This window comes from Thermodesulfobacteriota bacterium, from assembly GCA_036482575.1.
Classification (GTDB): domain Bacteria; phylum Desulfobacterota; class GWC2-55-46; order GWC2-55-46; family JAUVFY01; genus JAZGJJ01.
The window spans coordinates 1-13,152 of the sequence record JAZGJJ010000122.1 but is presented as its reverse complement, the minus strand read 5'-3'; the positions used below and the strand labels follow the sequence as shown (position 1 = coordinate 13,152).

16 protein-coding genes are annotated in these 13,152 nt (G+C 59.3%); 15 read left to right on the top strand and 1 reads right to left on the bottom strand.

Annotation, left to right across the window (positions count from 1 at the left end; translation table 11 throughout):
* The 11 genes from aroC to V3W31_05530 form a co-directional block, all read left to right on the top strand.
* The coding region (gene aroC, locus V3W31_05580) for a chorismate synthase (protein MEE9614411.1) at positions 1 to 708 on the top strand (708 nt) is incomplete at its 5' end.
* A gap of 7 nt (positions 709 to 715) precedes the next feature.
* On the top strand, positions 716 to 1,276 hold the full coding sequence (locus V3W31_05575) for a shikimate kinase (protein MEE9614410.1): 561 nt from the start codon (positions 716 to 718) through the stop codon (positions 1,274 to 1,276).
* Entirely contained in the window at positions 1,277 to 2,395 is a 1,119-nt protein-coding gene (aroB, locus tag V3W31_05570) for a 3-dehydroquinate synthase (protein ID MEE9614409.1), read from the top strand.
* Between the two features lie 127 nt (positions 2,396 to 2,522).
* Positions 2,523 to 2,741, top strand: coding sequence for a hypothetical protein (locus V3W31_05565; protein MEE9614408.1), 219 nt, complete (start codon positions 2,523 to 2,525; stop codon positions 2,739 to 2,741).
* On the top strand, positions 2,728 to 3,087 hold the full coding sequence (locus V3W31_05560; GenBank protein MEE9614407.1) for a roadblock/LC7 domain-containing protein: 360 nt from the start codon (positions 2,728 to 2,730) through the stop codon (positions 3,085 to 3,087). Before V3W31_05565 ends, V3W31_05560 begins: the two co-directional genes overlap by 14 nt.
* The gene (locus V3W31_05555) at positions 3,084 to 4,181 is read left to right on the top strand and encodes a Xaa-Pro peptidase family protein (protein MEE9614406.1); all 1,098 of its coding nucleotides are present in this window, start codon (positions 3,084 to 3,086) and stop codon (positions 4,179 to 4,181) included. The genes V3W31_05560 and V3W31_05555 overlap by 4 nt, the downstream gene beginning before the upstream one ends.
* A gap of 11 nt (positions 4,182 to 4,192) precedes the next feature.
* On the top strand, positions 4,193 to 4,630 hold the full coding sequence (gene accB, locus V3W31_05550) for an acetyl-CoA carboxylase biotin carboxyl carrier protein (GenBank protein MEE9614405.1): 438 nt from the start codon (positions 4,193 to 4,195) through the stop codon (positions 4,628 to 4,630).
* 119 nt (positions 4,631 to 4,749) lie between these two features.
* Positions 4,750 to 6,084: an acetyl-CoA carboxylase biotin carboxylase subunit gene (gene accC / locus V3W31_05545; protein ID MEE9614404.1), complete on the top strand. Its 1,335-nt coding sequence runs from the start codon at positions 4,750 to 4,752 to the stop codon at positions 6,082 to 6,084.
* 83 nt (positions 6,085 to 6,167) lie between these two features.
* Positions 6,168 to 6,968: a biotin/lipoate A/B protein ligase family protein gene (locus V3W31_05540; protein ID MEE9614403.1), complete on the top strand. Its 801-nt coding sequence runs from the start codon at positions 6,168 to 6,170 to the stop codon at positions 6,966 to 6,968.
* Positions 6,961 to 8,793 carry a tetratricopeptide repeat protein gene (locus V3W31_05535; protein MEE9614402.1) on the top strand — a complete coding sequence of 611 codons (1,833 nt, stop codon included), beginning with the start codon at positions 6,961 to 6,963 and terminating at the stop codon, positions 8,791 to 8,793. The genes V3W31_05540 and V3W31_05535 overlap by 8 nt, the downstream gene beginning before the upstream one ends.
* A 161-nt stretch (positions 8,794 to 8,954) precedes the next feature.
* Positions 8,955 to 9,530: a peptidylprolyl isomerase gene (locus tag V3W31_05530; GenBank protein MEE9614401.1), complete on the top strand. Its 576-nt coding sequence runs from the start codon at positions 8,955 to 8,957 to the stop codon at positions 9,528 to 9,530.
* 45 nt (positions 9,531 to 9,575) lie between these two features.
* Here the strand turns inward: V3W31_05530 and V3W31_05525 are convergent, their stop codons facing one another.
* Positions 9,576 to 10,196, bottom strand: a complete 621-nt coding sequence (locus tag V3W31_05525) for a hypothetical protein (GenBank protein ID MEE9614400.1) — start codon at positions 10,194 to 10,196, stop codon at positions 9,576 to 9,578.
* Between the two features lie 221 nt (positions 10,197 to 10,417).
* Here V3W31_05525 and V3W31_05520 point away from each other — a divergent pair, with 221 nt between their 5' ends.
* The 4 genes from V3W31_05520 to V3W31_05505 form a co-directional block, all read left to right on the top strand.
* On the top strand, positions 10,418 to 11,467 hold the full coding sequence (locus V3W31_05520; GenBank protein MEE9614399.1) for a CapA family protein: 1,050 nt from the start codon (positions 10,418 to 10,420) through the stop codon (positions 11,465 to 11,467).
* A 10-nt stretch (positions 11,468 to 11,477) separates the two neighbouring features.
* Complete coding sequence (locus tag V3W31_05515) at positions 11,478 to 12,185, top strand: tetratricopeptide repeat protein (protein ID MEE9614398.1); 708 nt, start codon at positions 11,478 to 11,480, stop codon at positions 12,183 to 12,185.
* A 293-nt stretch (positions 12,186 to 12,478) separates the two neighbouring features.
* The gene (rimP, locus tag V3W31_05510) at positions 12,479 to 12,928 is read left to right on the top strand and encodes a ribosome maturation factor RimP (protein ID MEE9614397.1); all 450 of its coding nucleotides are present in this window, start codon (positions 12,479 to 12,481) and stop codon (positions 12,926 to 12,928) included.
* A 19-nt stretch (positions 12,929 to 12,947) separates the two neighbouring features.
* Positions 12,948 to 13,152 (top strand): NusA N-terminal domain-containing protein (locus V3W31_05505; GenBank protein MEE9614396.1); only part of this gene is annotated, 205 nt, incomplete at its 3' end.

The window sequence follows — 13,152 nt, the reverse complement described above, 5'->3', positions numbered from 1 at the left end:
ATAGAGGTCGTGAGTTGGGTGGTGGAGATAGGCGGGGAGCGGTGGTCGCCCGGAAGGGGGGGAGGTAACCCGGAGACACTCTTCAAGAGGGCGGAGCGCTCGGACGTGCGCTGTCCCTCAGCCGCGGCCTCGGCCAGGATGAAAAGAAAAATAGACCTCGCGCGCAAAAGGGGCGACAGCCTCGGAGGCACCTTCGAGGTCGTGGTAACGGGCGTACCGCCGGGGCTGGGGAGCCATACGCAGTGGGACAGGAAGCTCGACGCGAGACTCGCCGCCGCCCTTGTGAGCATCCAGGCCATAAAGGGGGTGGAGGTCGGAACGGGCTTCGCCGTAAGCAGGCTCCCCGGCTCAAAGGTGCATGACGAGATATTCTATAACGCCGGAAAGGGCTTTTACAGGAAGACCAACAACGCGGGAGGCATAGAGGGAGGGACCTCCAACGGCGAGCCGCTGGTCTTGAGGGCCGCCATGAAACCGATCCCCACCCTCTACAAGCCCTTGAGGTCGGTCGACATAAAGACCAAGAAGGCTTTCAAGGCCACCATCGAGAGGTCGGACGTGTGTGCCGTGCCGGCCGCTGCGGTCATAGGGGAGGCGGTCGTGGCCTTCGAGGTGGCCCGGAGTTTCATCGAGAAGTTCGGCGGGGATTCGATGAAAGAGATAAAGAGGAACCACAGGGGCTACTTGAAGCAGATAAGAAGTTTTTGAGCAGGGAATGAACGTGGTGCTCACAGGTTTTATGGGTACGGGCAAGAGTTCGGTCGGCAGGCGGCTGGCGGAGAGGCTGGCGCTCGAATTTGTCGATACCGACGACCTCATAGAGGATGCGGCAGGTATGTCCGTAAAGGAGATATTCGCCGGCCTTGGCGAACCCCGTTTCCGGGAGCTTGAGAAAGAGGCGATAAAGAAAGCCGTATCGACCATGGACGGGGTCGTGCTTTCGACCGGCGGCGGGGCGGTGGTCGATGAGGAGAACAGGCGGGCGCTTAAGGGCTGGGGTACCGTCGTATGCCTTACCGCTCCGGTCGAGGTGATAGTCGAGAGGATAGGCCCGGGGGACGAGAGGCCGCTCCTTTCCGGGGAGAGCAGGGAGGAGGCCGTCGGGAGGCTCCTGAAGGAGAGAGAGCCTGTATACGGGCAGGCGGAGCTCGTCCTGGATACCGGGGATAAGGGTATAGAGGAGGTCGCCGGGAGGATAGAGAGTTTTCTCTCCGGTGCCAAAATTGCCGGAGACGCTGCCGCAGATGCCGGAGACCGCAGCGGAAAAGAAGGGTGAGTGGGGGGACGAGTGGGGGCTATAGAGGTCGCTCTCGGCGAGCGTTCCTATACGATAGAGATAAAGAGAGGGCTTCTCCGTGAGATAGGTCCGCGCCTTGCCTCTCTCGGCTTCGGCACGAGGTGCGCGCTGGTCACGAACCCGCGCGTGGGCGGGCTCTACGCCGAGAGGGTCAGGAGCAGCCTCGAGGGGGCCGGCTTCGAAGTCCTCACAATCGAGCTCCCCGACGGAGAGGAGTATAAAAACCTCGCCGAGATATCGAAGCTGTACGACCGTCTTATAGAGAGCAGGATGGAGAGGGGTTTTCCACTCCTGGCCCTCGGAGGCGGGGTCATAGGCGATATAACGGGCTTTGTGGCGGCCACCTACCTGAGGGGCGTCCCGTATATACAGATACCAACGACACTGCTTTCACAGGTCGACAGCTCCGTCGGGGGCAAAACCGGGGTGAACCACCCGGAAGGAAAAAACCTCATAGGGGCCTTCTACCAGCCGTCGGCCGTCTTTATAGACCCGGACGTCTTGAAGAGCCTTGACCCGAGGGAGGTCAAGGCGGGACTTGCCGAGGTCGTCAAGTACGGGGTCATTCGCGACGAGGCGTTCTTTCGCTTCTTAGAGGAGAAGGCGGCTTCCCTCGCCGCGTCATGTGACGCCGGGCCCGGTGGGAACGGCGGGGACGATATAGTAAAGGCCATCGAGCGCTCCTGCGAGATAAAGGCCGAGGTCGTGGCCGCCGACGAGACGGAGAAGGGACTCAGGAGCATACTTAACTTCGGCCATACCTTCGGCCACGCAATAGAGGCGGCAACCGGCTACATGACCTTCAAGCACGGCGAGGCGGTATCCATGGGCATGGTCATGGCCGCCGGCCTCTCCGAGAGTCTCGGGCTCTGCGCCGGGGGTACGGGGCGGAGGATAGAGAAAGTCCTGGAGTCCATGGGGATTCCCGTCGAGCCTCCCGGCTTGGCACCCGACGTTCTGATCCCGGCCATGCGCCTGGACAAGAAGGTGCGTGCCGGGCGGATGAGATTTGTGCTCGTATCCGGGGTCGGCGAGGTCGAGTTAAGAGAGGTGTCCGAGGAGGATATAAGGGGTTTTTTAAGCGGCAGGGCCGCGTAGGCGCCATGCCAGGACGCTTTATTCTTGACTTACCGGGTGCTATTCAATAATAATCTGGAAGTGGTTCCTGCGGCCGGGTCGCGGCCGGCGGGTCGGGCGCGGGTTTTCGTCTTCGGCCGGGGGTGCAATGGGTAAGGCAAGGGTACGGCCTTCTGACGACGTTTTCTTCACCGCAACCATGGCCGAGCTTCTCGAGAAGCAGGGGCAGATGGAGGACGCGCTTATGATATACAAGATACTTTCCGATTCCGACCCGGGGAATATGCTCCTCTCGGAGCGGGTCGACAGGCTCAAGGCCCTTGCCGGGCGGAGGAGCGGAGAGCGGAGGAAGAATGGGATTTCATGAGATATTGAAGTGGATGGTGGACGGGGTAAAGGGCGGCTATGCCGGGGCTATCGTGGGCATGGACGGCATCTCCGTACAAGACTACATAAAGGAAGGGGCCGCCTGCGACCTGGAGGCCATAAGCGTCGAATACGGGAAGATCCTCGGCGAGGTCAATAAGGCCTCGGAGATATTGAAGCTGGGGGAGGTGGAGGAGATAGACATAGCCTCGCACGGCACGAAGGTACTCTTGCGCCTTATAACGCCCGAGTACTTCATTGCCTTTATCCTGACCCCGAGCGGGAATACCGGTAAGGGCAGGTATTTTTTAAAGAAGGCCGCGAGCAAGGCCGGGACGGAGCTCTGAGGCTTATCGCTACGGGAAGGACTATCCGCGGGAGGGTCGGTGAGGTCCGGGCCGGGTTCGAAGATTCAAAGGTGGACGCCCTCCTTGTAACCAACCTTAGCAACATAAGGTACCTTTCGGCTTTTACCGGCTCAAGCGCCTACCTCCTCGTAACCGCGCGAGGCGGGCGGCTTTTTATCGACTCGAGGTACGGACTCCAGGCAAGGGCCGAGGTGAAGGGGTTCGGGGTGAAGGTCTACGCCCGCAGCGCCGTTGCCGACGTGGCGAGCCTCGTAAAGGCCCGCGGCATCAAGAGCCTTGGATTTGAGGGGGGCTCGGTGAGCTATGCCACCTTCCGGCATATCAGGAAGGCGCTATCCGGGGTAAGGCTCAAGCCGCTTACGGGCGCGGTCGAGAAGGGGAGGGCGGTAAAGGACGCCTCCGAGATAAAGGCCATACGCGGGGCCATAGAGGCCGCGGCCCCCGGCTTTAAAGAGGCACGGAAGAGGCTTGCCGCCGGAGGCACCGAGAAGGGGACGGCTTCGGCCGTGGAGAGGGTGGTCAAAAAGGCCGGGGCGGACGGGTTTTCATTCCCCATGCTCGTGGCCTCGGGGCCGAGGGGGGCGCTCCCGCACGGCAGGCCTTCGACGAAGAAGGTTAAAAGCGGAGAGCTTGTTATAGTCGACATGGGGGTGGTCGTCGGCGGTTACTGCTCCGACCAGACCCATACCTACGCCGTCGGGAAGCCCACGGCGAGGCAGAAGAAGATATACGGGCTCGTCAGGGCGGCCCATCAGAGGGCCATAGAAAAGGTAAGGCCCGGAGTAAGGGCTTCCGAGGTCGACAGGGCGGCCAGGGACTGCATAAGGAAGGCCGGCTACGGTAAACGGTTCGGCCACGGCACGGGCCACGGCGTGGGGCTCGACGTACACGAGGGACCGGCCATAGGTTCACGGAGCAAGGACGTTCTGGAAGAGGGGATGGTCTTCACCGTGGAGCCGGGCGTCTATATACCGGGTTGGGGGGGGGTCAGGATCGAGGACATGGTGCTGGTTACAAGCGACGGCTGCGAGCTTCTTACGGAATCTCCGGCCGAGCTCAAGTCCGTTCTATAAGGGGTTTTACTATGGACATGAAGGATATAAAGGCCATATACAGGTTCCTAAGGGGGACCGACATAGCGGAGCTCGAGGTCGAGGACTCCCGCGGGAGGGTGAGGATTAAGAGGGGCGGCTTTGAGCCCCCCGTCGAGCTCCGGGCTTCCCCCCCCCTACCCCCTCAGGAGAGAGAGACCGCCGGGGAGGCGAAAGAGGTAAACATGGAAAACCTCAAGGTCGTTACCTCCCCCATGGTCGGCACCTTTTACAGGGCCCCCTCGCCGGAGGCGCCCCCGTTCGCGGAGACGGGCAGTCCGGTCAAGGCCGGGCAGGTGCTCTGCCTCATAGAGGCCATGAAGACGCTGAACGAGGTGGAGTCCGAGTACACCGGGAAGGTCGCCTCCATCCTTGTCGAGAACGGGCAGCCCGTCGAGTACGGAGAACCCATCTTTTACATAGAAGTATAGTCGAAAGGGAAGAGTTTAAATAGTTGAAAAAGTTTAAGAAGTTCAAAGAATTGAGGGTTCTAACTTCTTAAACTTCTTAGACTGCTTAAACTTTTTAAACTGTCCTTAAGGAGAGTTTTGTGTTCAACCAGATACTTGTCGCCAACAGGGGAGAGATAGCCGTCAGGATTATGAGGGCCTGCAAGGAGATGGGCATACGCACCGTTGCGGTCTTTTCGGATACGGACAAGTCATCGCTGCATACCAGGGTCGCGGACGGCGCGATATGCATAGGGCCGGCCAAGCTCTCCGCGAGCTATCTGAACGTGTCATCGCTTATAAGCTCCATGGAGGTCGCCGACGCCGAGGCGGTACACCCCGGCTACGGCTTTCTGGCCGAGAACGCGGAGTTCGCGGAGGTGTGCGAGAACTGCGGTATAAAGTTCATCGGCCCTTCCTCGGCCACCATTCGCCTTATGGGCAACAAGATCGAGGCCAAAAGGGAGGCCGAGAAGGCGAGGGTGCCCGTGCTGCCGTGGAGCAACGGCGCCGTAACCGACGAGAAGGAGGCCCTGGAGGTATCGAAGAAGATAGGTTTTCCCGTAATCATAAAGGCCTCGAGCGGCGGCGGAGGCAGGGGGATGAAGCTCGTACACACCCAGGCCTCCCTCGGCAGCGCCTTCCATATGGCCAGGAGCGAGGCGCTTGAAGTCTTCGGTGACGGCGAGGTCTTTATCGAGCGTTACTGCGACAGGCCCCGGCACATAGAGATACAGATTATGGCGGACGAGCACGGAAACGTGGTGCACCTCGGGGAGAGGGAGTGCTCGATCCAACGCCGCCACCAGAAGATAGTGGAGGAGTCGCCCTCGCCCGCGGTCGACGACAAGCTCAGGCACAGGATGGGTGAGGCCGCGGTCAAGATGGCAAAGGCCATAGGCTATGCCAACATGGGTACGGTCGAGTTCCTGATGGATAAGGACAAGAACTTTTACTTCATGGAGATGAATACCCGCATCCAGGTCGAGCACCCGGTGACCGAGATGGTCACGGGCATGGACCTTATAAAGGAGCAGATAAGGATCGCCGCGGGAGAGAAGTTCAATATCAGGCAGAAGAATGTGGCCTTTAACGGGCACAGCATAGAGTGCAGGATAAACGCGGAAGACCCACGGACGTTCGTACCCTGCCCGGGAGAGATTACCGCCCTCTATGTCCCCGGCGGCCCCGGGGTGAGGGTGGATACCGCCATATACTGCAACTATACGGTCCCGAGCTTTTACGACCCGCTCCTGGCAAAGCTCATAGTACATGCCGGCACCAGGGAGGGGGCCATAGCGAAGATGTCAATGGCCCTCGATGAGTTCCATATAGAAGGGGTCAAGACCAATATACCGCTGCTTATCGATATAATGAAAGACCACGATTTTATAGCCGGAAATATAGATATAGACTTTTTGTCAAGATTCCAGTAAAATGTAACAATTGGAACTGTCCCCTCGGGGGGGGCGGTATTTTTGAAAGGGTAAGGGGTAGTGTGGGGGAGAGAGGCAAAGCCATGAAAGAGTGGAGACTTCTCGTGGACCAGCCCGCAGGCGGGCTGGAGAACATGGCCACGGACGAGGCCGTGCTAACGGCCGCCAGGCAGGGGCGTTCCCTGCCTACGGTGAGGCTCTACGGCTGGAAGGAGCCGACGGTATCGATCGGCTACCGGCAGAGGTCTTTGCCCGGGGGTTCAAACGGGCTTCCGGTCGTAAGGCGCATAACCGGCGGGCGTGCCGTGTTGCACCACATGGAGCTTACCTATTCGGTGGTGTGCGGCAGCTCCAATCCGCTATTTGCCGGGGGTATCCGTGGCGCCTACCTCGCGATAAGCGGATGTATCGTGTACGCGCTCAAGGACGTGGGGATAGAGGCGGGGCTATGCGGGGCCGGCAACTCACGGCCTCCGGGCGGCCACAAGTGGTCTTGCTACCATGCCCCTTCGAGGGATGAAGTGGTTGTAGACGGCAGAAAGCTCGTCGGAAGCTCCCAGAGGCGTTTTAAAGAGGCGTTTCTCCAACACGGCTCGATACTCTTCGATGTGGACAGCGAACTCATCACGGAGTTTTTCGGCGAGGAGGCGCTTCGGGGGATGGCCTGGGTAGGGGCCTTCGGCCGGGTGAAGGTGGAGGAGTTCCGGGAGGCGTTAACGGCCCGGTTGGAGGAAGGACTCGATATCTCGTTAAGGCCGGGTACGCTTACCGACTGGGAGAAGCAGTTGAAGGATAAGCTTGTAAGGGAACGGTACGCTACGGAGGAGTGGACGAGCGGCGCCATGCTCCCCAACGGAAAGGATTCGAACCAGGCGTATGGCTAAGAAGGAAAAACTCGTAGAGAAGGCCCAGAAGTTCATCCAGAAAGGCCAGCTCGACAAGGCTATAATCGAGTATCAGGCCGTGATGAAGCTGGACCCCGCTGATGTCTCCACGAGGCTCAGGCTCGGGGACCTCAACGTAAAGACCGGCAACAAGGAAGAGGCCCTGAAGGAGTATACCGAGGTCGCCAAGGTCCATACCCAGAAGGGTTTTTACCTGAAGGCCATAGCGGTCTACAAGCAGATGCTCAAGCTCGACGATTCCTCGCTCGAGCTCCACAACAAGCTCGCCGACCTGTACATAAAGCAGCGCCTCATCGTGGACGCCATAAGGGAGTACAGCTTCATCCTCGCCGTTTACGAGAAGAAGGCCAGGAAGACCGACGCGCTCGACCTGATAAAGAAGATGGTGGAGCTCGATAAGGAGAACGTCGGCGTTAGGCTGAAACTCGCCGACGCCTACCTCGGGATGGATTTTAAGGAGGACGCCCTCGTTGAATACTCCTGGGCGTTCGATAAACTTTTCAAGCAGAACAAGATTGACAAGGCCGAGAAGGTGTACGGCGGGATATACGACAGTTACCCGAAGGAGCTCAAGGTGGTGGAGGGGCTCGTAGAGGTCTATAAGAAGAAGGCCGACGGTGAGAACCTTTCGAAGTACGGGAGCGACCTCGTCGATATCTACAAGGATAATAAAGAGAATGAAAAGGCGATGGCCCTGTGCGAGGAGATCCTCAAGGTGAACCCCGGGGCCGATGTTATCGACACCACCCTCCGCGAGCTTAAGATTGCCGGTGGGATCCTGGCTCCCGAGAAGGCGGCCCCCCCACCCCCCCCTCCACCTCCGGCCCCGGCCCCGCCCGAGGAGCCGGCTATAGAGGTCACAGAAGAGGAAGCGATAGAGGTTATAGAGGAAGTGTCTGTTCCAGCTATAGAGGTGGAGGCCGAAGTCCCGGCAGTCGAGGAGCCGATGCCCGGGCCCGAGCAGGCGGCGGAGACAGCCGGGGAAGAGGAGCTTAAGGTCGAGATCGAGGAGCCGACGGCCGAAGAGGAAGCGGTGGAGGTTATAGAGGAAGAGCCGTCCGTGGAGGTGGAGGCCGAGGAAGAGGAGTTCAAGGTCGAGCTCGACGAGGACGAGGAGTTGCCGGTTATCGACGATGCCGAGGAGATAGAGCCCGTTGACGAGCTCGAGGAGTTGAAGGAGGTCGTGGTGGAGGATCTCATGGAGGTCTATCCCGAGAAAGAGGAGGGCGGCGAGGGGGGGGGGCGCGGGGATGACGGCGGCTTCGTGGACCTCGCCTCGGAACTCGGGCTGGAGGACGCCCTCGAGGGCTTCATCGCCCCTTGGGCGGAAGGGGAGTCGGACCATGCCGCCGAGGAGTTCAAGGACGGTATGGGCAAGCAGCTCAGCAGGGAAGACACGGAGACCCACTATAACCTGGGTATAGCCTATATGGAAATGGAGCTCTTCAGCGAGGCGATAAACGAGTTCAAGATAGCCATGAAGGACTCGGCGCTCGAGTTCGATTGCTACACGAGGCTCGGGCTCTGCGAGACTTCGGAGGGGGCCCCGGATGAGGCCATAGGCCATTACTTGAAGGCCCTTAAGACCCAGGGCAGGAGCGAAGAGGAGATGAACGGCGTGATGTACGAGCTCGCTCTCGCCTACGAGGCCGCCGGCAGGGTGGGAGAGGCGGTGGATATGTTCAATACCGTGCACGAGAGAGACCCGGACTACAGGGAGGTCTCGGAGAAGGTCAAGGAGCTTGTGTCCCCCGCCTCGGGCATACCGGCTGACGACGCCATGTTGGAGGTCGAGATACTTTGACAGGCCGTAAAGATCGGGGTTATGAGGGCCGACGCAAGTCGGCCTTTTCTTTTAGGCCGAGAGGTTGACTTTTAGGCGACGATGTGGCAGTTTTAAGGGCAACGTTTGGAAATAAAAAGGAAATAAGGGAAATAAAAAGGAAATAAGGAGGTAGGGTCCCGATGGGTTTTCTAAAAACTTTTGTGCTTGCCGCCGCGGTGTTTGTCTTCGCGGCAACGCCGGGTGCGCAGGCCGAGGAGAAGAGAGTGGAAGAAACCAAAGAGGTAAAGGCGGTAATAAAGACACAGTACGGGGAGATAGAGATAAAGTTCTTTCCCGACGCGGCGCCGAACCATGTTAAGAACTTCGTTAAGCTCTCGAAAGACGGCTTTTACGACGGCACCCTGTTCCACCGCATAATACCGGGCTTCATGATCCAAGGCGGCGACCCGAACACCAAGGGGACCAACAAGTCCAGCTACGGCATGGGCGGGCCGGGGCACAACGTTAAGGCGGAGTTCAACGAGATATCCCACAAGCGCGGCATCGTGAGTATGGCCAGGAGCCAGGACCCCAACAGCGCCGGCTCGCAGTTCTTCATAGTCGTGAAGGACTCGACCTTCCTCGATAAGCAGTATACGGTCTTCGGCCAGGTGGTGAGCGGGATGGAGGTCGTCGATAAGATCGTGAACCTGCCGCGGGGCAGTAACGACCTCCCGAACGTGCGGGTGGAGATGGAAGTCAAGATAGTGGAGTAAGGCGGTTCGCTGGCGGGGGGGGATGGGGGATGGAGGGTGGGCCCCTCAGGCCCTTTTAGCGGCCTTCCGGCGCGGTGTCTTCTTCTTCTTCTTCCTCTTTCTTTCCTGAATATCGAAGAGAGCCCTTATCTCCCTTGCCTGGGTCTGGAAGAGGGAGGGGACCTTTTCACCCCCGGGGGCGGCCTCCATGCATTTGCAACTCCTCCTGAGAGGCCTGTCTACGAAGAGCCTCCCCCGGTGCCAGGTTATGGGATAAGACCTGCAGATGGTCGGGACCAGCCTCTTGGTGAGCCCCTTTGTCCTCCAGAGATAGAAAAGCGAACAGCCCTGCTTGCCTATCAGGTGGAACGCGCACCGCTCGTCGCTCTCCCTGACGGCCGTCTCCCGGAAGGCCCCGCCGATGTAGTCGGTGTCGGCCTTGATCTCGGTCGAGAAACAGTCCTCTATCTTCGCCTTTATGATGGGCTCTATAAGATGGCGGTACCTGTGTATGAGTTTCAGGCTCCCCAGGTCCACGTCGCAGCCGTACTCGCAGCATACGTCGTCGCAGTCGCTCTCGTAGCAGCCACTCCCGAAGAGCCCCTTCTGCTCGTGCACGTCCGGGTCGACGTAGTGTATCTTTATCTTTTTTATGTCCTTTACCCCGGCCGGTATCTTCAGCTTCATCCCTTGCGCTCCGTTTCCGTGCGGTCGATTAATTATCCCGAAGTATACCAAAGACGCCCGGCCTCTACAAGTCGAAATAGTGCTGCCGCACGGAATAAGAGACAGTACCGGTTTTCAGTTACCAGTTGTCCGTGAAAGACAGAAAACCGATAACCGGAAACCGGTAACCGAATTATCGTGCCTGTTTGACAATCTCCCGGTCTATGGGATAGAATCGAACGATGAGAAAGTTTCTTTTGTCTCTGGTTTTTACGCTCGTCCCCGCTCTGGTGCCGGCGGAGGAGATAACGGTCATAGCCGCGGGGGATGTGTACCTCGGCGGCAGGGCCGCGCCTTTTATCGAGAGGAACGGCCCGTCCTACCCGTTCGCCTTTACCGCCGATATTTTCGGGGAGGGCGATATGGTTATCGTGAACCTCGAATCCCCGCTTACCGAAAGGGAAAAGGCGTTTATGGAGAAGGAGTATGTTTTCAAGGCGGGCGCCGGGGCGGCGGAGGCGCTCAAGGCCGGGGGGGTCGACGTCGCGACGTTGGCCAATAACCACATAATGGACTACGGCGCCGCCGGGCTCGGCGACACTATGGCCCGTCTCGACGGTCTCGGGATAGCCCACGGCGGCGCGGGCCGAACCCTCGAAGAGGCGAGAAGACCTGCAGTCGTGGAGATAAAGGGCGTTAAGGTGGCGGTCCTCGCCTACTCCAATACGCTCCCCGAGGAGTTCTACGCGGGGAAGCGCTCCCCCGGGACGGCCTACGGCCGGCCGGAGCATGTAAGGGCGGATGTGAGGAAGGCGGCCGGGGAGGCGGATATCGTTATCGTATCGTTCCACTGGAGTGAGGAGGGCCTTAAGGAGCCCAAGGACTACCAGAGGGAACTGGCGCATACCGCCATAGACAGCGGCGCGCGGCTCGTCCTCGGACACCACCCGCACGTGGTCCAGGGGGCCGAGTTCTACAACGACGGGCTTATACTCTACAGCCTCGGGAACTTCGTCTTCGGCTCCTATAGCCTTAAGGGGCCGGAGGGCATAATCGCCAGGGTAGTCTTCACCGAAGACGGGTCGGTTAAGTCCGCCGGGGTGATACCGATAGACGTGGACAACTGGGAAGTGGATTTCAGGCCCGCTCCACTCGGGGGCGAAGTGGCGCTGGATCTCTCCGGAGGGCTTAAGGGCGCGGGTGTGTCCCGGCTCCCGCCCCCCCTGCCCCGGACACCCCCCCGGACGCCGAAGCCGGGACGGGTAGGCGGGGAGGTCGTCCTCGCCCCTTGACGCCATGAGAATGAAGGGAGGGAGAGTAGAGTTTTCCTTCGTCTATATCTGCCTGCTCTTGCTTCTAACTATAGTTCCCCTCGGCGCCACCGCCTTCAAGAGGAACTTCGTCTGGAAGGACGGCTTCACCGTCTGGGCAGACGTTGTGGGCAAGAGTCCCGGCAAGGCGAGGCCGCACACCAACCTGGGAGGCCAATACAGTGAGCGTGGTGAGTATACGAAGGCCATAGAGGAGTACCGCAAATCCCTGGCGGCCAGGCCCGGTACGCCGCAGGTCTATTACGATATAGGGATCGCCTATGCGGCCATGGGCAATATGGACGGCGCCATAACGAACTACAAGATGGCACTGCGGATAGATACGGGCTACGCGGACGCTTACAATAACCTAGGTGCCGTATATTACGGCATGGGTCGGGTAGACGAGGCCATGGGGGAGTACAGGAGGGCCATAGAGTTAAGGCCCGACCACGTGAAGGCCCGGAGCAACCTCGGCACCGCCTATTACGGCCTGGGCCGTCTGGACGAGGCCATAGGGGAGTACAGGAAGGCTCTGGACAGGGCCCCCGACCATGCGGGCCTGTACTTCAACCTCGGGGCTGCTTACGAGGCAAAGGGTTTAACGGGGGAGGCCGCACTGGAGTACGGGAAGACGCTTGAGCTTGAGCCCGGGGACGAGGACGCACGCCGGGCCCTTGAGCGCATTAAGGGGCCGTAAGCGAGCGGGGGGCGTCCGAGGTCATCGGCGGGACGAGACGTACCCTACAAGAGCTAAAGGTAGCGTAAGGTATTGTGTGTAAATAAGCCTTTTTCATGCCCGGTGCCACTAACGGCCGTTCAGAAAGTGAAGCACCATCATGGTGCTAAATTTGCGCTTGCAATCCGTTGGGGCATGTGCTAAATTTATTAACAATTAAGCCTCTTTAAAAAAGTGGGCATTTGCCCACTTTCTTTGTTTGGGGGTAAGGGGTACGGGGTGAGGGGTGGAGGTGTTCTTTGGGGACGAGGGATTTGGAAGAAACGCTGAGGGCCCTGGCCGGACCGCTTGTCGAAGGTATGGGCATTGAGCTTGTGGACGCGCTCTACACCACGGAGAGCGGCCGGCGCATAGTGCGGCTTCTAATAGACAAGCCCGGCGGGGTGACCGTGGATGACTGTAGCCGCGTGAGCCGCGAGTTCGGGACGTTTCTCGACGTGGAGGACCCGGTCCAGGGGAGCTACTCGCTGGAGGTCTCCTCTCCGGGCCTTGACAGGCCGCTCTTGAAAGAGGGGGACTTTCTTCGTGCCGTGGGCCTTAAGGTCCGCATAAGGACGAAGCTCCCCATAGAGGGCAGGAAGAATTTCAAGGCCACCATCGATGGTATCGAGGGTGGCATGGTCGCCTTAACCGACACCGAGGGCAGGCGGCTGGAGATAGAGTTATCCAATATCGACAGGGCAAGGTGCGAGGCGGTGATATGACCGTCGGAGGAGTATGGTGATGTCTTTGAATTTGTCCCACATAATCGATCAGGTCGAGAAGGACAAGGGTATAGACAAGAACGTCCTTATCGAGGCGCTGGAGACCGCCATGGTCAAGGCCGCCGAGAAGAGGTTCGGCATGAATAAGGTTATCGAGGCCCAGTACCAGGAGGATGCAGGCGAGATAGAACTCTTCGTCTTTAAGGACGTCGTTGTCAAGGTCG

Bases quoted from the DNA above. Each gene is read 5' to 3' on its own strand.
- V3W31_05575 (MEE9614410.1), top strand. From the start codon at position 716: ATGAACGTGGTGCTCACAGGTTTTATGGGTACGGGCAAGAGTTCGGTC.
- V3W31_05520 (MEE9614399.1), top strand. From the start codon at position 10,418: ATGAGAAAGTTTCTTTTGTCTCTGGTTTTTACGCTCGTCCCCGCTCTG.
- V3W31_05540 (MEE9614403.1), top strand. From the start codon at position 6,168: ATGAAAGAGTGGAGACTTCTCGTGGACCAGCCCGCAGGCGGGCTGGAG.
- V3W31_05515 (MEE9614398.1), top strand. From the start codon at position 11,478: ATGAAGGGAGGGAGAGTAGAGTTTTCCTTCGTCTATATCTGCCTGCTC.
- V3W31_05565 (MEE9614408.1), top strand. From the start codon at position 2,523: ATGGGTAAGGCAAGGGTACGGCCTTCTGACGACGTTTTCTTCACCGCA.
- V3W31_05560 (MEE9614407.1), top strand. From the start codon at position 2,728: ATGGGATTTCATGAGATATTGAAGTGGATGGTGGACGGGGTAAAGGGC.
- V3W31_05535 (MEE9614402.1), top strand. From the start codon at position 6,961: ATGGCTAAGAAGGAAAAACTCGTAGAGAAGGCCCAGAAGTTCATCCAG.
- V3W31_05530 (MEE9614401.1), top strand. From the start codon at position 8,955: ATGGGTTTTCTAAAAACTTTTGTGCTTGCCGCCGCGGTGTTTGTCTTC.
- V3W31_05525 (MEE9614400.1), bottom strand. From the start codon at position 10,196: ATGAAGCTGAAGATACCGGCCGGGGTAAAGGACATAAAAAAGATAAAG.
- accB (MEE9614405.1), top strand. From the start codon at position 4,193: ATGGACATGAAGGATATAAAGGCCATATACAGGTTCCTAAGGGGGACC.